The organism is Ruegeria sp. YKSF070, from assembly GCF_059612725.1.
The window spans coordinates 35,544-54,615 of the sequence record NZ_JBXWRD010000007.1; the positions used below are offsets into that span (position 1 = coordinate 35,544).

At 65.6% G+C, this 19,072-nt stretch carries 18 protein-coding genes; 7 read left to right on the forward strand and 11 right to left on the reverse strand.

Translation table 11 applies throughout. The features are described from left to right. Positions 1–63: 63 nt before the first annotated feature. The 6 genes from AC2FL1_RS05465 to AC2FL1_RS05490 all read left to right on the forward strand — a co-directional run bounded on the left by AC2FL1_RS05465 (position 64) and on the right by AC2FL1_RS05490 (position 6,771). Entirely contained in the window at positions 64–348 is a 285-nt protein-coding gene (locus AC2FL1_RS05465) for a DUF4212 domain-containing protein (protein ID WP_496823937.1), read from the forward strand. 6 nt (positions 349–354) lie between these two features. After that, positions 355–2,139, forward strand: a complete 1,785-nt coding sequence (locus AC2FL1_RS05470; RefSeq protein ID WP_496876232.1) for a sodium:solute symporter family protein — start codon at positions 355–357, stop codon at positions 2,137–2,139. 109 nt (positions 2,140–2,248) lie between these two features. Beyond that, positions 2,249–4,072, forward strand: a complete 1,824-nt coding sequence (locus AC2FL1_RS05475; protein ID WP_496823940.1) for a DUF294 nucleotidyltransferase-like domain-containing protein — start codon at positions 2,249–2,251, stop codon at positions 4,070–4,072. Positions 4,073–4,155: 83 nt separating this feature from the next. Continuing rightward, entirely contained in the window at positions 4,156–4,674 is a 519-nt protein-coding gene (locus AC2FL1_RS05480; protein ID WP_496823942.1) for a hypothetical protein, read from the forward strand. A gap of 1 nt (position 4,675) precedes the next feature. Next, positions 4,676–6,088, forward strand: coding sequence for a 3'-5' exonuclease (locus AC2FL1_RS05485; RefSeq protein WP_496876233.1), 1,413 nt, complete (start codon positions 4,676–4,678; stop codon positions 6,086–6,088). Between the two features lie 182 nt (positions 6,089–6,270). Then, positions 6,271–6,771, forward strand: coding sequence for a flavin reductase family protein (locus AC2FL1_RS05490; RefSeq protein WP_234184732.1), 501 nt, complete (start codon positions 6,271–6,273; stop codon positions 6,769–6,771). 12 nt (positions 6,772–6,783) lie between these two features. On the opposite strand, the gene AC2FL1_RS05495 is transcribed toward AC2FL1_RS05490, so the two are convergent. The 10 genes from AC2FL1_RS05495 to AC2FL1_RS05540 all read right to left on the reverse strand — a co-directional run bounded on the left by AC2FL1_RS05495 (position 6,784) and on the right by AC2FL1_RS05540 (position 15,953). Then, the gene (locus AC2FL1_RS05495; protein ID WP_496876234.1) at positions 6,784–7,467 is read right to left on the reverse strand and encodes an ATP-binding cassette domain-containing protein; all 684 of its coding nucleotides are present in this window, start codon (positions 7,465–7,467) and stop codon (positions 6,784–6,786) included. Further along, complete coding sequence (locus AC2FL1_RS05500; protein WP_496876235.1) at positions 7,464–9,209, reverse strand: branched-chain amino acid ABC transporter ATP-binding protein/permease; 1,746 nt, start codon at positions 9,207–9,209, stop codon at positions 7,464–7,466. The genes AC2FL1_RS05495 and AC2FL1_RS05500 overlap by 4 nt, the downstream gene beginning before the upstream one ends. Then, complete coding sequence (locus tag AC2FL1_RS05505; RefSeq protein ID WP_496876236.1) at positions 9,184–10,032, reverse strand: branched-chain amino acid ABC transporter permease; 849 nt, start codon at positions 10,030–10,032, stop codon at positions 9,184–9,186. Before AC2FL1_RS05505 ends, AC2FL1_RS05500 begins: the two co-directional genes overlap by 26 nt. A gap of 8 nt (positions 10,033–10,040) precedes the next feature. Further along, positions 10,041–11,177 carry a substrate-binding domain-containing protein gene (locus AC2FL1_RS05510; protein WP_496823951.1) on the reverse strand — a complete coding sequence of 379 codons (1,137 nt, stop codon included), beginning with the start codon at positions 11,175–11,177 and terminating at the stop codon, positions 10,041–10,043. Positions 11,178–11,218: 41 nt separating this feature from the next. Then, entirely contained in the window at positions 11,219–12,601 is a 1,383-nt protein-coding gene (iaaH, locus tag AC2FL1_RS05515) for an indoleacetamide hydrolase (protein WP_496876237.1), read from the reverse strand. A gap of 59 nt (positions 12,602–12,660) precedes the next feature. Next, positions 12,661–13,419, reverse strand: a complete 759-nt coding sequence (locus AC2FL1_RS05520) for a helix-turn-helix transcriptional regulator (RefSeq protein ID WP_496823954.1) — start codon at positions 13,417–13,419, stop codon at positions 12,661–12,663. Positions 13,420–13,517: 98 nt separating this feature from the next. After that, positions 13,518–13,997: a DUF6505 family protein gene (locus AC2FL1_RS05525; RefSeq protein WP_496876238.1), complete on the reverse strand. Its 480-nt coding sequence runs from the start codon at positions 13,995–13,997 to the stop codon at positions 13,518–13,520. Continuing rightward, entirely contained in the window at positions 13,994–14,701 is a 708-nt protein-coding gene (locus AC2FL1_RS05530; RefSeq protein ID WP_496876239.1) for a biotin/lipoate--protein ligase family protein, read from the reverse strand. Before AC2FL1_RS05530 ends, AC2FL1_RS05525 begins: the two co-directional genes overlap by 4 nt. Beyond that, on the reverse strand, positions 14,698–15,759 hold the full coding sequence (locus AC2FL1_RS05535; protein ID WP_496876240.1) for an Mrp/NBP35 family ATP-binding protein: 1,062 nt from the start codon (positions 15,757–15,759) through the stop codon (positions 14,698–14,700). The genes AC2FL1_RS05530 and AC2FL1_RS05535 overlap by 4 nt, the downstream gene beginning before the upstream one ends. Next, positions 15,756–15,953: a DUF6494 family protein gene (locus AC2FL1_RS05540; RefSeq protein ID WP_234136550.1), complete on the reverse strand. Its 198-nt coding sequence runs from the start codon at positions 15,951–15,953 to the stop codon at positions 15,756–15,758. The genes AC2FL1_RS05535 and AC2FL1_RS05540 overlap by 4 nt, the downstream gene beginning before the upstream one ends. Before the next feature lie 68 nt (positions 15,954–16,021). On the opposite strand from AC2FL1_RS05540, the gene AC2FL1_RS05545 reads away from it, so the two are divergent. Further along, positions 16,022–16,750: a hypothetical protein gene (locus AC2FL1_RS05545; protein WP_496823962.1), complete on the forward strand. Its 729-nt coding sequence runs from the start codon at positions 16,022–16,024 to the stop codon at positions 16,748–16,750. 100 nt (positions 16,751–16,850) lie between these two features. On the opposite strand, the gene AC2FL1_RS05550 is transcribed toward AC2FL1_RS05545, so the two are convergent. Further along, entirely contained in the window at positions 16,851–18,800 is a 1,950-nt protein-coding gene (locus AC2FL1_RS05550; protein ID WP_496876241.1) for a 4Fe-4S binding protein, read from the reverse strand. Between the last annotated feature and the right edge of the window lie 272 nt (positions 18,801–19,072).

Sequence of the window (19,072 nt, forward strand, 5' to 3'; positions counted from 1 at the left end):
TTCAGGAGTGAGACCGTCCGGGCCGCAGCCGGGCGCCTCAGGAGGAAGCAAGGAGGACCCGCGATGGCGGACCACAGCACAACCTCCGCACAGTCCAGCGATGCCCAGGCAGGGTATTGGAAGGCCAATGTGCGGATCATTCTCATCAGCCTCGTCATCTGGGCGCTGGTGTCTTTCGGGTTCGGCATCGTGCTGCGCCCCATGCTCAGCGGCATCGCCGTGGGCGGTACCGATCTGGGCTTCTGGTTTGCCCAGCAAGGCTCGATCCTGGTGTTCCTGGCGCTGATCTTTTTCTACGCCTGGCGCATGAACAAGCTCGACGCCGAATTCGGCGTGGACGAGGAGTAATCAGCCATGGATCAGTTTACCATCAACCTGCTGTTCGTGGGCGCCTCGTTCGCGCTTTACATCGGCATCGCGATCTGGGCCCGCGCGGGTTCCACGTCGGAATTCTACGCTGCCGGACGCGGCGTGCACCCGGTCATGAACGGCATGGCCACCGCGGCCGACTGGATGTCGGCGGCCTCGTTCATCTCGATGGCCGGTCTCATCGCCTTTGTCGGCTATGACAACTCGACCTTCCTGATGGGCTGGACCGGCGGTTACGTGCTGCTCGCCTTGCTGCTGGCGCCCTATCTGCGCAAGTTCGGCAAGTTCACCGTGTCCGAGTTCATCGGCGACCGCTTCTACAGCTCGACCGCACGCCTTGTGGCCGTGATCTGCCTGATCGTCGCCTCGGTGACCTATGTGATCGGCCAGATGACCGGTGTGGGCGTGGCCTTTGGCCGCTTCCTCGAAGTGTCCAACACCGCTGGCCTGTTGATCGGCGCCTGCGTGGTGTTCGCCTATGCGGTTTTCGGCGGCATGAAGGGCGTGACCTATACCCAGGTTGCCCAATATGTCGTGCTGATCATGGCCTATACCATCCCGGCCGTGTTCATCTCGCTGCAACTGACCGGCAACCCGATCCCGGGCCTGGGCCTGTTCGGCGACCATACTGCCAGCGGCGAGCCGCTGCTGGCCAAGCTGGACGCGATCCTGAAAGAGCTGGGTTTCGCCGAATACACCACCCATAACGGCGACACGTTCAACATGGTGCTGTTCACCCTATCGCTGATGATCGGCACCGCCGGTCTGCCCCACGTCATCATGCGCTTCTTCACCGTTCCCAAGGTGTCGGACGCACGCTGGTCGGCGGGCTGGGCGCTGGTGTTCATCGCGCTGCTGTACCTGACCGCCCCGGCCGTGGGCGCCATGGCCCGCCTGAACATCACCGACATGTTCTGGCCCAATGGCACCAATGGCGAGGCCGTCTCGATCGAGCAGATCGAAACAGACCCGCGCTATGACTGGATGGCCAACTGGCAGAAAACCGGCCTACTGGGCTGGGAAGACAAGAACGGCGACGGCAAGATCCAGTACTACAACGACAATTCCGAGGCCATGCAGGCCAAGGCCGCGGAAAAGGGCTGGGCCGGCAACGAGCTGACCAACTTCAACCGCGACATCCTGGTTCTGGCCAACCCGGAGATTGCCAACCTGCCCGGTTGGGTGATCGGTCTGGTCGCTGCCGGTGGTCTTGCCGCCGCGCTGTCCACCGCCGCCGGTCTGTTGCTGGCGATCTCTTCGGCGGTCAGCCATGACCTGATCAAGGGTTCGATCAATCCGGGCATCTCGGAAAAGGGAGAGCTGTTGTCGGCGCGGATCGCGATGGCCGTGGCCATCGGGGTGGCGACCTATCTGGGTCTGAACCCGCCGGGCTTTGCCGCGCAGACCGTGGCACTGGCCTTTGGCCTGGCAGCGGCCTCAATCTTCCCGGCGCTGATGATGGGGATCTTCTCGAAGAAGATCAACAACAGCGGCGCGGTGGCCGGGATGCTGGCCGGTCTGCTTGTGACCCTGCTCTACATCTTCCTGCACAAGGGCTGGTTCTTCATCCCCGGCACCAACTCCTTCACCGATGCCGACCCGCTTCTGGGCACGGTCAAGTCGACCTCGTTCGGCGCCATCGGTGCGGCGGTCAACTTCGGCGTCGCCTATCTGGTCGCCGGCATGACCAAGGAGACCCCGCAGGAAATCAAGGACCTGGTCGAAAGCGTGCGCATCCCCCGAGGCGCAAGCGCAGCTCAGGACCACTGAGATGCAAGGCGGCCCGCACTCCCTCCCGATTGCGGACCGCCTTTACTGACCATGTCCCGCCTGGCCCTGTCCCGGCGGGACTTTTTCATTCAAGACCCGGTGCTGCCCCATGCCCCTTACCCCTGACCAGATCACCCGTTTCCTGAAATCGGTGCACCCCTATGATGCGCTGCCGCTGGAAGAACTGGAGCAGATCGCCACCCGGCTGGACGCCTGGGAGGTCGAGCGCGATTTCACCGTCTACGATCTGGGCGAAAAGCTTCCGGGCCTGTTCATCGTCTACGAAGGCCAGATCGAGATCCGCGACGAGAACGGCGCGGTGGTCTCGCATCTGGGCCTGCGCAACTCCTTCGGCGAACGCGGTCTCTTGCGTGACGGGCACGCCGTAACCTCGGCCCGCGCCGATGCTCATTCGGTGTTGCTGGTGCTGCCGCCCGATCTGTTCTCGGACCTCATGGCCGCCCATCCGGTGGTGGCGAAATTCTTCAACCGCGCCCGCGCGCCGCGCCCACAGGTGCAAAGCCTCGCCACCAGCCGGGTCGAGACCCTGATGGCCCGCGATCCTGCCACCTGCGCGCCGGATACCACGGTACAGGCGGCGGCGCAGGAGATGCGCGCGCGCTCGATCTCTTCTCTCTGTGTCTGCGAAGACGGTGCATTGGTCGGCATCCTTACCCAGCGCGATCTCTCGGGCAAGGTGGTGGCCGAGGCGCGCAGCCCCGATACCCCGGTCGATCAGGTGATGACCCCTGCCCCGCTCACCCTCGCCCCCTCGGCCATCGGATCGGACGTGCTGCACGCGATGATGGAGCGCCATATTGGGCATATCCCGATTGTCGAGGCCGGGCGGCTGGTGGGCATGGTCACCCAGACCGATCTGACCCGGTTCCAGGCGGTCAGTTCCGCCGAACTGGTGAGCCGCCTCGCCCGCGCCACCAGTGCCGCTGAGATGGCCGAGGTCACCGCCGAGATCCCGCGCCTGCTGGTGCAGTTGGTCGCCGGAGGCAACCGGCACGAGGTGGTCACCCGCCTGATCACCGATATCGCCGACACCGCCACTCGCCGCCTGCTGGCGCTGGCCGAGGAAAAACTCGGGCCTCCGCCGGTGCCCTATCTCTGGCTTGCCTGCGGCAGCCAGGGCCGGCAGGAACAGACAGGCGTCTCGGATCAGGACAATTGCCTGATGCTGGACGACAAGGTGACCGAGGCCCAGATGCCCTACTTCCGGGAACTGGCGCAGTTCGTCTGCGACGGCCTCAATACCTGTGGTTACGTCTATTGCCCCGGCGACATGATGGCCACCAACCCGCGCTGGTGCCAGCCGGTACGGGTCTGGCGCGACTATTTCCGCGGCTGGATCGCCAAGCCGAACCCCGAGGCGCAGATGCTGGCCAGCGTCATGTTCGACCTGCGCCCTATCGGCGGGCATCAGGCGCTGTTCACCGACCTTCAGGCCGAAACCCTGCGGGCGGCACGGGCCAATTCGATCTTTGTCGCCCATATGATCTCGAACTCGCTGAAACACACGCCGCCCCTGGGCCTGTTGCGCGGTTTCGCCACCATCCGATCGGGCGAGCATCGCAACACGCTCGATCTGAAACACAACGGCGTGGTGCCGGTGGTCGATCTGGGCCGCATCTATGCGCTGCAAGGCGAGCTGACCGAGGTCGGCACCCGCGCCCGGCTGGAGGCTGCCGAGGCCGCGGGCGTGCTCAGCCCGTCCGGCGCGCGCGACCTCAAGGACGCCTATGACCTGATCGCCGAAACCCGGCTGGAGCATCAGGCCGTGCTGGTGCGGCGCGGCGAGGCGCCGGACAACTACCTGGCGCCCACCTCGCTGTCGGACTTTGAGCGAAGTCATCTGCGCGATGCCTTCGTGGTGGTAAAGACGATGCAATCGGCAGTGGGCCATGGCAAAGGCATGCTGAGCTGACCGGCACGCGGGCAGAGATTTTTCGACGAAAAATCTTGCCCCTGCCGCACGGCCAAGTTGAAACGCACTGGAGGGACAAGGCGATGTTTCTGGAACTGATCGGAACCCTTGTGGCGGGTCTGGCCATGGCCGGTGTGGTCATGGCGCTGAACCGGCTCTTGGGCGGGCGCCTGCCGCGCTGGCTGGCGCCAGTGGCCGCCGGCTGCGGCATGATCGGCGTGACCATCACCAGCGAATATGGCTGGTACGGACGTACCCGCGCCTCCCTGCCCGAAGGCATGGTGGTCGTCGAAACGGTGGAAAGTCGCGCCCTCTACCGGCCCTGGACCTATCTGGTGCCATTTGTCGACCGCTTCGCCGCTCTGGATGCCACCAGCCTCAAGACCCATCCCGGCCAGCCCGGCCAGCGCCTCATCGACCTCTATTTCTTTGGCCGCTGGGCCGCGGTCAACCGCCTGCCGGTATTGATCGACTGTGACGGCCAGCGCCGCGCCAGCCTGGCCGATGGCGCCGAGTTTGCCGCCGATGGCAGTGTAGCAGGCGCCGACTGGCGCCGCCCGCCACAGGGTGACCCGCTCATCCAGGCCGCCTGCGAGGTGTGACATGCTGACCGGATTGAGCCTGCGCCTGCGCATCTTTCTTTTCTTCTGCCTGCTCGCGGCGGGAGGCGTGGCTGTGGTCCTGGGCGCGCTCTGGCTGGCCTATGCCCGCGCCGGCAGCCCCGAATTGCTGGACGCCTTCGTGCTGGCGGCGCTGAGCGCGGGCTTTGGCCTGCTGGCGCTGGTGGCGGGGGTCTGGCTCCTGTTCGACGAGAATGTCGCCAAGCCGATCGAGCGCCTGTCGGCCAGCATGCGCGCCCGCGCTCATGCGGGTGTGGCAGGCGAGCTGGACCTGCACGCGGCACGCTATCTGGGCGATCTGGCGCCTGCCGCCGCCGGGCTGGCGGGCCAACTCAGCAGCAGCGCCATGGACACCGCCGCCGTCGTTGCCGCCGAGACCGCGCATCTGGCCGCCGAGACCGCACGACTGACCGCTCTCCTGACCGAGATACCGGTCGCCATGCTCCTCGCGAACCCTGCCCATCAGATCGTGCTCTATGACGGGCAAGCGGCGGGCGTGTTGGCGCAGATCGCCCATCCCCGGCTCAATGCCTCGCTGTTCGACTATTTCCAGCGCGAGGGGCTGGAGCATGCCTATGCCCGGCTGGTCAAGACCGGGCTGGAGCAAAACTGTACCCTGACCGGCACCGATGGCGCGCAAAGCTATCAGGCGCGTATGAAGCCTCTGGGCGACGCGCCAGGATATATGCTGATCCTCGACGAGGCGAGCAGCCGCATCGCCCCCGAAGCGGCGCGCCCGCTGGTCTATGACTTCGACCTGCTGAGCCAGCCCGCCGAGGCGGCGCTGGAGGCACGCGGGATCGACAGCCTTGTCTTTGCCGTCTTCGACACCGAAACCACCGGGCTCCTGCCCCATAAGGACGAGATCGTGCAGATCGGCGCGGTGCGGGTGGTCAAGGGCCGGATCGTACCGGGCGAGCGGATCGACCAACTGGTCAACCCGGGCCGCCCGATCCCGCCCGCCTCGACCAAGGTCCATGGCGTGTCCGACACGATGGTGGCCGACGCCCCCGATATCGTGACCGCTGCGCGCCAGTTCCACCACTTCGCCCGCGACGCGGTGATCGTGGCTCATAACGCACCCTTCGACATGGCGTTCCTGCGCCGCCACGGGCCGCGCTGCGGGCTGGACTGGGATCACCCGATCCTCGACACCGTGCTGCTTTCGGCGGTGCTGTTCGGCGCCAGCGAGACCCACACGCTCGACGCGCTCTGCGACCGGCTGGGGGTCACCATCCCCGCACCGCTGCGTCACACCGCGCTGGGCGATGCCCAGGCCACTGCCGAGGTGCTGTGCAGGATGCTGCCGATGCTGCGGGCGCGCGGGCTCGACACGTTTGGCGCGGTGATCCGCGAGACCCGCAAACACGGGCGATTGCTCGAGGATCTGAACTGAGCCGGTCGCGACCCGACCCTCATGTGGCGCAATTCAAACATCAAAAACGCATATTTTGGTGTTTTGCTGCGGGCATGAACCGCAAACCCGATCTCTCGACCGCCGATTTTCAGGCGATCCCCGGCATGGACAATCCCGCCCCACCATGGCACGTGGGGGCGCATTCCCGACCCGAGGCTGAGATGACCGAGACCACATTCACCCCCGGCCCCGACAGCGCCCGCGCCTTTCGCGACGCGCTGGGCTGTTACGGGACCGGTGTGACCGTGATCACCGCGCAATCCGCGCGGGGGCCAGCCGGGATCACCGCCAACTCCTTTGCCTCGGTCTCGCTGGAACCGGCGCTGGTGCTGTGGAGCCTGGCCAACACCTCCGCCCGTTTCGAAACCTTTGCCAATACCCGCCACTACGCAATCCATGTGATGGCCGAAGGTCAGCACGCGCTCGCCCAACGCTTTGCGTTGGACGGGCTCGACTTCAGCGGCATCGACTGGGCGCCGGGGTTGAACGGGGTGCCGACGCTGGCCGGGGCATTGGCCCGGTTCGACTGCGAGATCCAGGCCCGCCACCCGGCGGGCGACCACCTGATCCTGGTCGGCGAGGTCCTGCGCGCAACCCATCGCCCCGGCAAGGGGCTGATGTTCAAGCGCGGTCAGTATGGCGGTTTCACCGACCTGCTCTGACCGCGCCTGTTGCTATAGGCTGATAACCGCCCGCAACTCGGTCAGCGAGACCCCGCCCGCCTGGCCGTTCAGCACAACCCGGCCCGCGTCGAGGCCCAGATAGTTGTCCGCGACGCCGGTCAGAAACCCGAGATTCTGCTCACACAGCATGATCGCGGCACCAGCCGCCGACCGCTCTTTCAGGCAGGCGGCCATCAATTCGATATTCTCGGGCTGCACGCCTTCGGAGGGTTCATCGAGAACGATCAGCACCGTGTCCTCGATCATGGCGCGGACAAAGGCGAGGATCTTCCGCTCGCCACCTGACATCGTACCGGCGGGTTGCTCCAGCCGTTCGCCCAGCCTCGGGAACCGGTCAAGGAACCGGTCCGGCGCCTCGCGGGTCCGGCCAAGCGTCAGGTTCTCCTCCACCGTCAGGTCATCGAACACCATACCGGTCTGCGGCATGTAGCCGATGCCAAGCCCGCGGCGCTGATGCGGGCGCAGGGTCGTGACCGTGCGGCCCTGAAACCGGATCTCGCCCGCGGCGGGGATCAGGCTGCCCTGTACAAGCCGCGCAAGCGTGGTCTTGCCCACCCCGTTCCGGCCGAACACGCCCAGGATTTGGCCCGCCGCGATCCGGGCCGACAGGTCGAACACTACATTGGTATCGCGATAGCCACCGGTCAGCCGGTCGATCTCCAAAAGCGCGCTCATTTCGTGCCTCCGGCATAGACGGCCTGCACTGCCGGGCTGCGCCGCACGGCGGCATAGCTGTCATAGGCCAGCACCTGCCCCAGATGCAAGACCAGCACCTTGTCCGAGATCGCCTCGACGATGCTCATGTCATGTTCGATGACGATGACCAGACCGCCGGTCTGCGCCTGATAGTCTCGTACCAGGTCGGTCATCAGCGCGGTCTCATCCGGGGACAGGCCCGCGCAGGGTTCATCCAGCAGCAGGACAGGCGGTTCCGCCGCGATGGTCATGGCGTATTCCAGGAACTGGCGATGGCCCTGCGGCAGCTGGCTGACCGGCTGTTCAGCTTCGGCGCCGAGCGGCACCGACGGGGTCTCGAGCAGCCGGGTCAGCGCATCCGAGCGCCAGCGAAAGGTGGCGGGGCGCAACAGGTCTCTCAGGCCTGCGCGATTGGCCATCATCGCGATCGAGAGGTTTTCGGCCACGCTCATGGAAAAGAACACCGACGGAACCTGCAACTTGCGCCCGATGCCGCTGCGCAGTGCCTTGTGCGGCGGGCGCGAGGCGATGTCATGCGCTCCCAGCAGGATGCGCCCGCCGGTGATGCGCAGATTGCCGGTGATCGTGTTGAGCGTGCTGGTCTTGCCGGCCCCATTCGGCCCGATCACGCTGACGATGCCCTTGCGCGGAAGTTCGAAGGTGACGCCGTTCAGGATCCGGACCAGGCCAATCCGCAACTGCACATCGTCAAAGCGCAGCGGCCCCGACAGATCGGCCACCCGCGCGGGCGGCGCAGCAAGCGGCGCGGGCGGGGTACCTGCCCGCTTGGCTCGGATGCGCCGCAGGGCTCTGTCCAGCAGTTCGGCAATGCCACCCGGCGCCCGCAACACCACAAGGATGAAGGTGGCGGCCATCAGCAATTCCCAATAAGGGAAGCTGTTGCGCAGCTCGGCCGAAGCCCAGCCGACGCAGATCGCCCCGATCAGAGGGCCGAACACATGGAACCGCCCGCCGACGGCGGTCAGTATCACCAGTTCCGCCGACAGGCCGAACCCGGTCGCAGTTGGCGTCACGATGCCCTGATGCGAGGCGAACAGCCCCCCGGCCAGCGCGGCGATGACGGCGGAAAAGCCAAAGGCCGCCCCTTTGAGCGCATGGGTCGGAAAGCCCAGCAACTGCAATCGCGGCTCGTTATCGGCCACCGCCCGCGCGATCAGGTTGACGGGCAGCCGGTTCAGCAGCAACAACAGCAGGCTGACCGAAACCGCGACCGCTACGATGACGTGATAGAACCCGCCGAACGGGTCCAGATTGCCAAGGCTCCGATACCCGCTCAATCCGTTGAACCCACCCGTCAGCCCGGTCGCGGTACCGGCGATCTGTTCGGCGATCATCACCAGCGCCAGCGTGATCAGCGAGAAATAGGGACCGCTCTCGTTGCGGCCCCGAAAGATCAGCGCGGCAAGGACAAAGGCGAACAGGGCGATGGCCAGCAACACGCCAAGCGCCAGAGACAGCTCCGCGATCAACCCCAGATCGGCGCGCAGGGTGATGGCGGTGGCATAGGCGGCGATGCCAAAGAACAGCGCCTGTCCCAGCGGCAGCACCCCGGTCTTGCCCCAGAGGAAACCGATCCCCTGCGCGGCGATGCCATAGATCAGGTAGAGCCCGATCTGATAGGCCGCGAAATCGCCGAACAGTTCCGGGATCAGCAGCAGGGCCGCCAAAAGCAGGCTAGCGGGAAGAAGAACGGAGACCATCAGGTTTCAGCCACAAGAAGAGAATGGAAAGGACGAGGACGGCCAGATAGCCATGGGTCTGGCTGGCAACCGCGCCCAAAACGGATTGGGTTCCGGCGATGACGCTTGCGCCGATGGCCAAACCTTCCAGACTGCCAAGCCCGCCGACGACAAGGGCAAAGAAGGAGCGGATCAGGTAATCGAGCCCCATCATCGGCTCGATCCGAATGGTCGGGGCCAGGATCAGCCCGGCCAGACCGGCGGTCGTGCAGCCAAAGACGAAAGCGCCCGCCGACAGGCGCGCGGTGTCGATGCCGATGGCCTGGGCCAGGTCGGGATTGCCGACCATCGCCTTGATCCGGGTCGCCACGCGAGAGCGCGCGTTCCACCAGTAAAGCACCGCGAACCCCGCTAGGATGCCGGCGATGACCGCGATCCGGTAAGCGGGATATTCGGCGCCGAACAGGCTGAGCGTGCCGGCGATGGGCGGGTTGACCGATTGATACCCGCGGCCAAAGATCAGCTCCACCGCTTCGCGCAGCAGGATGGCGATACCCCATGTGGCCAGCAGGCTGTCGAACATCCGGCCATAGAGGTGCCGGATGATGGTGCGTTCCAGCAAAAGGGCAACCGCTGCCACGGTCAGCAGGCAGACCGGCAGTTGCAGCCAGCCCGGCAGCCCCAGCGAGGCGGTAATGACCGGGGCATAGGCCCCGATCATCACGAATTCGCCATGCGCCATGTTCATGATCCCGAGCTTGCCGAACACGATGGCAAGCCCTAGGGCAACCAGCGCAAGCGTACTGATCTGCCAGGCGAGGTTGAGCAGCAGGACAGAGGACATCTGCCCGGTCAGTCCGCGCAGGCTTCGGACGACGCGACATTGTCGAACGCGGCGACGATCTCGAAGGCACCGCCGCTGCCATCGGCCAGATAGACCGTCTGCGCCATGTGCCGCCCGGTCAGGGTGTTGGTGCCCCGTGGCGTGGTCCATGTGGTGCCCTCGGCGGCGGCATCCATCGCGGCCACGTCAAGACTGCCGGCCTTGTCTGCCAGCGCGGCCAGCAGCATCAGACCCTCGTAGGCCGATTGCCCCAGCCCGTTGAGCGCCGGCGCCCCGGCCCCGAATTCCGCCGCATATTCCGCCGCAAAGGTGGCGGCGGCCTCGGTCTCGATCGCGGCAAAATAGCCCGCGCTGGAATAGAGCCGGTCGGCATTTGCGGCGCCGATACCGGCCAGCGTGTTCTCTTCGATCAGGGTACCCAGCCGGATCGCCTGATCGTCGAGACCGAACCCCGCGAAGCTGACATTGAACCCGACCGAGCCGCCGCCGACCAGCGTGATCAGCACCGCGTCGGCGCCGCTCTCGCGGATGCGTTGCAGCGACGAGTCGAATTCGCTGACGGTGAAGGGCACGTATTCCTCGCCGACGACCTCGCCGCCCGCCTCGGCGATGTAACCCTTTGCAAGCGCGTTGGTATCGCGGGGCCAGTTATAGTCATGACCGATCAGGTACCATTTCGAGACCCCCTCGCGCTCGGTCAGATAGGGGATCACCGGCGCCAGTTGCTGGCTGGGTGTCTCGCCGGTGACATAAAGCCCGTCGGCGCAGGAATTGCCCTCGTAGACCGGCGTATAGACATAGGGGACCTGTCCGTTGAACCGCCCGATCAGCGCCTCGCGCACAGCAGAATCGTGCATGCCGACAAAGGCCTGCGCGCCCTGCCCCTTCCACAGGCGCAGCGCCGCCTGTGCCGCCTCTGCCGGGGGTACGCCGACATCGGCAAAGAGCAGTTCGATCCGCTCGCCATTGATGCCGCCTTCGGCGTTGATCTTCTCGGCGGCCAGAAGGGCCGCGTTACGGGTCGAGGGCCCGAAGAGACCCGCCGGACCGGAGTCGGGCACAAGCACCCCGACCTTGATATCGGCGGCACCGGATACCGCGCCAAAACCCAGCGCCAGAGCGGCGCCAGAGAACAGTTTAGTCATCGTTTTCAACATTATGGTTCTCCCGTTGGTGAGTTCGGCGTCTATTGCGCCATTGCGTGTTCCACAGCCCGCGCCAGGGCCAGCAATGCCTGGTCCTGCCCCGGCAGGGCGTCGAACTCGATTCCGACCGGCAACCCCGAAGACATCGGACAGGGCAGCGAAATCCCCGGAGCGCCGAGATTCGAACACAGGTCGGTGTTGCGGATATAGGTGGTAAAGGTCGGCACCCGTTCGCCGTTCAGTTCGACGGTCTCGTCATCGCCGATGGGGCGTGCAGGCAGTGGAGTCGTCGGAAAGACGATGGCGTCAAGCCCGTGTTCCTCGAACACCTGACCGTAGATTTGCCGCATGGCCGGGCGATGCACCTCGATCGCCGCCCGATAGGCCGCTTCGGGCATCGCCTGATCGCCAAGCTGGCTGCCGATGGCTCCGGCCACATCGGCGGAGCCGATATCGGCCACCAGCGCTTCAAAGGACACTTCAGGGGCGTGAAGGGCCAGATACGCGGGCAGGTCACGCATAACCTCGTAAAACACAACCGGAAAGCCAAAGGCCTCGTTATGCGGCCAGATCGCATCGAAACCGACCTCGACCAGCTTCGCGCCGGCGGCGGACAGGGTCGTAAGCTGTGCCTCGACAGCCCGGGCAACATCCGGATCGAGCCCGTCGTAGAATATCTGCCGAGGCACCCCCAGAGTGACATCGCTCAGCGCGAGTTCGGCGGTGCTCTCCGACACCCCGGACAGCACGCTGTCGAACAGGGCGATATCGCGCACGCTACGGGCCAACGGGCCAACGGTGTCGCGCGTGTGAGAGATTGGCACCACGCCATCGCCGTCATAGCGCCCGGTGGTCGGTCGAAAGCCCACCACACCGCAAAGCGCAGCGGGCACCCGGCAGGACCCACCCGTGTCGGTGCCAAGACCGGCGGGGAAGATGCCCGCCGCGATGGCCGCCGCCGTTCCCCCGGAGGAGCCACCGGGGATCAGTGCCGGGTCGGCCGGATTGCGCACGGCCCCTGTGACCGCGTTGTTCGAGGTTATGCCGAAGGCCAGCTCGTGCATGCCTGCCTTTGCCCCGATGAAACCACCCGCGCCGGTAATCCGCCGCACCACCCCGGCGTCGGACGCCGGTGTATGACCGAGCAACGCCCTCGTCCCGCCCGAAGTCGGATAGTTGGTAGTGTTGATGTTGTCCTTCGCCACGACCGGAAGCCCGGCAAGCCTTCCGTCCGGATTGGAGGTAATGGCCTCTTCCGCCGCTCGGATACACCGTGCCGCGTCAAAGCTATGCAGCGCATTCAGGTCCGCGTGACGCACGGCCCGCTCGGCCAGTGCCGCCGCATAGTCGCCGGCCGAGATTACCCCTTCGCGGATCGCGGCAACCGCGCCCACTGCATCCAGACGTTCCAAATCCAGCGCCATTCCTGCCTCCCTGATGACTGGAGGACAGGATAGAAAGCGGCGCGGTCAGCTGCCTATCATCACAAATGATGATTTTTCTCGGCCAGAAACTGGGCCAACTGGGTGCGCCGGTTCAAACCCGATTTGCGAAAGATCGCAGCGATATGCGACCGCAGCGTCGGCTTGGAGAACCCCAGCTTGCCGCAAATCTCGTCATCGGTCAGACCAGTCACCAGCAGATCGGCCACCTCGGCCTCGCGGACGGTGAACCCCAGATCGCCAGCGATCTGGGCAAAGCGCAGCGACGGCATCTGCACCTGGGCGGTCCGCGCCCGGATCAGGGCATTGACCAGGCTCGGCCCCACCGCATCGACGATCTGGGCATCGCGCGGGGTGAAATCCTCGCGATTGGAGCCGCGCCAGATCCTGAGGTCACCGATATTGTCGCCCCGGTCATAGGCAAAGAAATTCAGCCCATAACACAGACCGTCCTGCTTGAGAAAATCGTTGAAGAACTCGGTCCTGACCAGACGGTCATGCCGCATCACCTCGCTGACCGGCGTCGCCTTCTTGCGTTTTTGCAAGGTGGGCGTGATCGGGTCGTGAAACTGGAAATAGCCCTCGTAGCGGCGCAGGTTGTCATTGGTCATGTTGATCTGGACACATGAGACGAATTGCTGTCGGTCGTCGTCCCAGACATAGGAGGCAAAATAGTCGGCCTTGAGCAGGTCGAGCATCTTTTGCCCGACACGGCGGCGCACCTCGGAATGGTCGAATTCGCCACTCAGATCTCGCATGATTGAAAAGATCAGGTCCGCTTCTTCATCGGTAAGTTTCACGCTTTCCTGCCCCCTCGGGATCCCAGCCGTATTGTTTCAACACCCTCCTCTCTCGGCAAGTGGGTTCGCAATGGCGGTGGATTTCCCCGAACGGCGGGCTATTCGTCCGGCGTGGCGTGTACCGCCAGAAGATCCAGTTCCGCCTCTTGCGGCTGGATGGTGCGATAGGCCTCGCGCACGCCCGCCTCGGTCAGCTCGCGCGCCACGGTCAACAGGGTGTTGGGGTCGTGCGCGTCACACAGATCGGCCATCTGCGCGATCTCGCCCCGCGCCACCTCCAGCGCCGCCTCAACCGACGGGGCGCCGTAATGGCTTACGAAATGGCGGGCCAGGTTCTCGGCCAGCGCCGCCACCTCGCCCTCCTCGATCCGCGTCACCGCAACGAAGGTGACCCTCCCGAATGTCTCCAGCCCCAGCCAGCCATTGGCAAAGGCCTGTCGCGCCTTCCCCTCCAGATCGGCCTCGGACCAGTTCGAAAACTCGAACCCGCCCGAGACGCACCATTCGCCGGTGCGCGCCGGGCTGTGAAAGACCCTCAGGTCGCTTTCGTCGAAATGAATGGCACGGGCCAGGTTCATGAGGGGTCCTCCAACAGATCGGTCAGCGGGATCAGCCGGGTTTCGGCACCAGAACGGATCAGCATGCCGAACCGCCCGTCGACACCCAGAAAGGTTCCTCTGCAGTTAGCGCGCGTGATCTCTTCGCCGACGCCGCGCGCCAGGCCCAGCCATTCGGCATGCAGCGGCGCGTTGCCCTCGTCCTCCCACCGGTTGATCCAGGTCATCACATGGCGGGTCCAGCTTTCCAGCAGGGTGGTGGCGGCCACATCGGCGCAGCCTTCCTCATAAAGCGCGGTCTCGTCGGGATGCGCGCCGGGCATGTCCGAGGTGGGCAGCAGCGCCAGGTCGAGCCCGATCACAAGCCAGTCGGGCTGCGCCTGAGGATCACGGGTCGAGGCGGCCACGCAAAGCCGCCCGCAGCGCCCGCCGTTCACATGGATATCGCCGGCCCAGTCCAGATGCACCGCCACCTCGGGCGGGGCCAGCGCCCCCAGCGCGTTCTGAAATCCCACCGCACATAGCGGCAGCATCGCCATCGCCTCGGCCAGCGCCACCTCGGGCGCCAGCACCAACGCCGCGCGCAGCCGGTCGGCCTGTACACTGTGCACCACCGTCCCGCCGTCACAGCCAAGCGCCGCCATGGCCCGCGCCCGCTCGAACGGATCGTCGCCCCCCTGGGCGGCGACGCCCTGCATCAGCGGCGGAAAGGTGGGCGCAGTCATGCCTGGCCCTTGGCGATCAGGTCACGGGCGATCCTGCGGAACGCCTCGGCCTGCGGGCTGTCGGGCTTGCTGACCACGATCGGCGCGCCGCCATCGGCGGCAACCCGGATATCCAGATGCAGCGGGATTTCTCCCAACAGCGGCACGCCCAGTTTCTCGGCCTCGGCCGCGACACCGCCATGACCGAACACATGTTCCTCATGCCCGCAATTGGAACAGATATGGGTCGACATGTTCTCGATCATACCCAGGATCGGGGTCTTGAGCTGACGGAACATGTCAATGCCCTTGCGGGCATCGATCAGCGCCACGTCCTGCGGCGTCGACACAATGATGGCCCCATCGACCGCGAATTTCTGGCTCAGTGTCAGCTGCACGTCGCCGGTGCCCGGCGGCAGGTCGACGATCAGCACGTCAAGGCCGCCCCATTGCACCTGGTTCATCATCTGTTGCAGCGCGCCCATCAGCATCGGACCGCGCCAGACCACCGCCTGCCCCTCGTTGGTCATCAGCCCCATCGACATCATCGTGACGCCATGGTTCCTGAGCGGCAGGATGGTCTTGCCATCCGGGCTGGCGGGCCGGCCCGACACGCCCAACATCCGCGGCTGCGAGGGGCCATAGACATCGGCATCCAACAGCCCGACACGCCGCCCCTCGGCGGCCAGCGCACAGGCGAGGTTGGCCGAGACGGTGGACTTGCCCACGCCGCCCTTGCCCGAGGCGACCGCCACGATGCGATCGACACCGGCGACCGGCTGCGGCCCCTGCGGCGCTGCCTTGGCGCGCGGCTTCAGTTCGGGCGGCGCCTTGTCGGAATGCGCCGTCATCATGGCCGAGACCTTGGTCACACCCTCGACCATCTGGGCGGCCTTCTCGGCGGCGGCGCGCACCGGCTCCATCCGCTCGGCCAGCTTGGGGTCGATCTCGATGACAAAGCGCACGGTGTCGCCCTCGACATTGAGCGCGCGCACGATGCCGGCACTGACGATATCCTGTCCGGACACCGGGTCGGTGATCTTCTTGAGATTGGCCAGAACGGCCTCGCGCAGGCTCATGCGTCACCGTCCTTTATCAGGCCGGTGACCTCGTGGCTGACATCGAGCCCCTCGATCGTCAGCACCACACGGGCGCGAAAGCTGCCGCCCTCGGGGCTGCCCGCCTTGCGCAACCCCTCTTCGATCGCCTGCTGGCCGGTAACGCCCACCTGCTTGAGGAACTTGCGCATCGACATGTTGTAATCGCCGCTCATGGCCCGGTCTCTCCTGTATCCCACGCGTCATTTGACGCAGTGCCCGCGCCGCCGTTAGGCTGCGTGACATGCGACATGCCCTCTTGTGCCTCAGCCTGCTCGCCTTCGCCACCCCCTGCATCGCGCAGGAGGCAATCGGTCTGGCCAGTCCCGAGGCCGTGACACGGTCGGGTCTTCTGCAACATATTCTGCCGCGCTTCTCGCTCAAGACCGGAATCCGCATTGTCGCGGACCCGGCAGGACCCATGCGACTGGTCAGCGAGGGCAATGGCACCCGCGTGTTCCGGCAGGGCGATACGGTCTATCTGCTCCAGATAGCGGCCGAGCCACGACAGGAGCGGTTTCGCGACTGGATGCGTTCGGAGATCGGTCAGCGCACCATCGAAAGCTTTACCCCCGCCGAAGGACCCGCATTCGTCGTTCTGAGGGACGAAACGGCGGCGGATGAGATTGTCGATTTCGAGGGCGACGCGGCGCTTGGGGCCAGCCTGGCCCAGGGTAAATGCGGACGCTGCCACGTGACAGGCGCCGAGAACAGGATGAAGGGGATCGGGTCGACCCCGTCTTTCGCGGTGCTGCGCAGCCTGCCCGACTGGGACGCGCGGTTTCAGCAATTCTATGTGCTGCGCCCGCATCCGGCCTTTACCCAGATACCGGGCATCACCGCGCCATTTGACGCCGAACGCCCGCCGCCGATCCATCCGGTGACGGTGACGGTCGACGAACTGGAGGCGATCCTGGCCTTTGTCGCGGCCACCGGCGCCGCTGATCTGGGTGCGCCGCTTATTTTGAAGTGACACGCACGACGGTCGAGGCCGGGCGCCCAGCAGATTTTTCGCCGAAAAATCTGCGCCTCCGGCGGGAGTATTTGGGGCGAAATGAAGAAAAGGGCGCCTATCAGTGATCCTTGCGTTTGGTGAAATAGTCCTCGGTTGTGACGGTTCTTGGTTTGGGCTTGGATGCGAAGGGATTGTTTTCCTGCTCGAAATGTGCGCCCACCCGACAATTGTCGCACATCTGGATCATGCGGGCCTGGGCGCTTTCAGAAAACATCGGATGTGAGCCGGCCAGTTTATCCATGATCCGCTCGACGGTGGAACGCACCCCGAAGAGCGTCCCGCATTCGATACAGGCAAAGGGCTCTTCCTCGTTCAGCACCTGCTGCCCCAGCGCCGCATCGGACAGGTCGAGCCGGGGCACCAGCGCGATTGCCTGTTCCGGGCAAATGGTCCGGCAGATGCCGCATTGCAGACAGGCGTCCTCCTGAAAGTTCAGCTGTGGCAGGTCGGGATTGTCGATCAGCGCCCCCGACGGGCAAAGCGACACGCAGCTGAGGCAGAGCGTGCAGGCATCTGTATCAACGGCCACCGCGCCATAGGGCGCGCCTTGCGGCAGATCCAGCACCGGCCCGCCGGGATTGAGGGCCTGCGCCGCCAGCCGGGAGATCTGGCGCCGGTTGCCAAGCGGCAGGACCGGGTCCGCAAGCGGTTCCGGCACCGGCGCGGTATAGAGGTGATCCGAGAGCGCATCGGGATCGGCAATGTCGAGCAGTTCCAGCCGGCCCGCCCCTGCAATCGCCTCGGCCAGCGCCTGTTCGCGGATCAGCGCGTCGCGCTCGGTGCGGGGGCCGATAAGGACCGAGAGGCTGGCAAACCCATGCGCCAACGCCGCCAGCATCTCGGCATGGCCCAGGCCCGAAACGGTGCCCAGCTCCAGCGGGATCAAATCCGCGGGCAACCCGCGCCCGAACCGGGCCGCAAGGCGGATCATCTCGGCCCCATGGGCATCATGCACCAGCAAGCGCGGCGCCACCCCGCCTGCCCCGCGATAGGCCCGTGCCAGCCGCTGCATCCGCGCCAAGAGCGTCGCTACGGTCGGTGCCTCGTAGGTGATCGCGGTCGAGGGGCAAAGCGCCGCGCAGGCGCCGCAGCCGGCACAGACCATCGGGTCGATCGCGACATGGTCCCCCGCCGGGGTGATTGCACCGGTCGGGCAGATATCGAGGCAATTGGAACACCCCCGCTGTCCGGCGCGCGAATGAGCGCAGAGACTGTCATCGAGCCGCACATAGAGCGGTTTCTCGAATGTGCCGGTCAGTTGCACTGCCTCGAGCGCCAGCCGCGCCACCGCCAGCGGATCGCGCGGGTCGGCGCGCAGATAGCCCTCGCGCTTGTCGGGTGCCGGGACAAGGGGCGTTCCTCCGGTCAGGTCGATCACGATATCGCAGGCCGACTGCGCGCCATTGCGCGGCGGGTCAAAGGCAAAGGCACCCCGCCCGCCCGGCATCAACTGACGGAACCCGTCGATCCGGACGCGAAAGCCACCCAGCGCCCCCTCGATCCGCGTCAGCCGTCCCGCCACCACGTCATAGGCCCGGCTGAGTGGCGGTTCTTCGTCGCTCAGCAGCACCGTGACCGCCAGCGCCCCGGCCAGCTGTTCAGCCAGACCGCAGGCCACATCCGCCGGTCCGGCAATCAGGCAGGTGCCCTCGCTGATCACGTCGACCGCGGGTGGGGCTGCAACGGGCATCAGCGCCTCGGCGGCCAGCGCCGCCATCTTGGGCGTTGCCTGTGCGCCCTGATCCGACCAGCCCGCGCGGTCGCGCAAATCGACAAAGCCGGGCGTTTCGACTCCAAGTTCAGCGGCCAGATCGGTGAACACCGCCTGTTCCTGGCCACAGGCGATCACCACATCGCCCGCCTGCATCAGCTCTGCCGCCTTGCCGATCTCGTCGGTGCAGAGCGCGCGAAAGACCCGCGAACAGGCAGCACCGCAACCGCTGGCGATCCGTTCGCGGTCCAGGCTTTGGCTGCCGCCGCAATCGCACAAAATCAACGTCTCGGTCATGTCGCTCCCCTTTCGCCCGGGGCCGAGCTTGGCCCAGCCCGGCCCGCCGGTAAAGCCCCCGAACGCGCCATCCAAACGGCATCGCATGAGAGGCACGAGCCATACTAAAGTCCTATTGCGCCTTGGCCGGATTTCATTTTGCGCACGAAACTGGTCAACTCTTCAGGCCAATCCGGGAAAAAGACTTGGCAGACCAGATATTCCGTCCCATAGTTTCCGATACGGAAAGAAGGGGAGAGCTTTCCGGGGAGGAGCATGTGGCCCAGGCCGCC